This window comes from Vibrio sp. HI00D65, assembly GCF_001635455.1.
In the GTDB taxonomy this organism is placed as follows: domain Bacteria; phylum Pseudomonadota; class Gammaproteobacteria; order Enterobacterales; family Vibrionaceae; genus Vibrio.
The window spans coordinates 1-1,023 of the sequence record NZ_LWEH01000578.1 but is presented as its reverse complement, the minus strand read 5'-3'; the positions used below and the strand labels follow the sequence as shown (position 1 = coordinate 1,023).

2 protein-coding genes are annotated in these 1,023 nt (G+C 58.7%); both read left to right on the top strand.

Features of this window, described 5'->3' with window-relative positions:
• The coding region (locus tag A3712_RS28060; RefSeq protein WP_197465909.1) for a hypothetical protein at window positions 1-611 on the top strand (611 nt) is incomplete at its 5' end.
• Window positions 612-665: 54 nt separating this feature from the next.
• Window positions 666-1,023 (top strand): hypothetical protein (locus A3712_RS23955; protein ID WP_157618880.1); only part of this gene is annotated, 358 nt, incomplete at its 3' end.

The following is a 1,023-nucleotide window of genomic DNA, read 5'->3' as shown; positions in this document are numbered from 1 at the left end:
CAGAGGCAGCGTTCAATGAAAACGACGCGGCGGTAGATACCGTGGTGGCGACGTTCACGGCGTCGGATGAAGAAGACGGCACACCAAGTGTGGCCTTCACGCCGGGCACAAACACCGATGGTTACTACGCGATCAGCGGCACCGATGTGGTACTGACGCAAGCGGGTGTTGACGCGGTGAATGCAGGCGAGACACTGCCAGCGGTTAGCCTAACGGCGACCGATAGCGACAATGCGACGGCGGTTGACAGCGATACACCAACTTATAACGCTCAAAATGACGGCCCAACCATCGATGTGGTGGCAGAGGCAGCGTTCAATGAAAACGACGCGGCGGTAGATACCGTGGTGGCGACGTTCACGGCGTCGGATGAAGAAGACGGCACACCAAGTGTGGCCTTCACGCCGGGCACAAACCCCGATGGTTACTATGCGATCAGCGGCACAGATGTGGTACTGGCGAAAGGGGGTGTTGACGTGGTGAAGGCAGGGGAGAGACTGCCAGCGGCGAGCCTAACGGCGACCGATAGCGACAATGCGACGGCGGTTGACAGCGATACACCCACTTTGAACGCTCTAAATGACGGCGCGCCCACCAATGTGGAGGCATAGGCAGCGTTCAATGAAAACGACACGACGGAAGATACCGAGGCGGCGACGTTCACGGTGTCGGATGACGAAGACGGCACACCAAGTGTGGCCTTCACGCCGGGCACAAACACCGATGGTTACTACGCTGTCTCCTGTACCGATGTGGCGCTGACGAAAGCAGGCGGTGACTCGGTGAATGCAGGCGAGACATCGCCAGCGGTAAGCCTAACGGCGACCGATAGCGACAATGCGACGGCGGTTGACAGCGATACACCAACTTATAACGCTGAAAATGACGGCCCAGCCATCGATGTGGTTGCAGAGGCAGCGTTCAATGAAAGCGACGCGGCGGTAGATACCGTGGTGGGGACGTTCAAGGCGTCGGATGAAGAAGACGGCACACCAAGTGTGGCCTTCACGCCGGGCACAAACA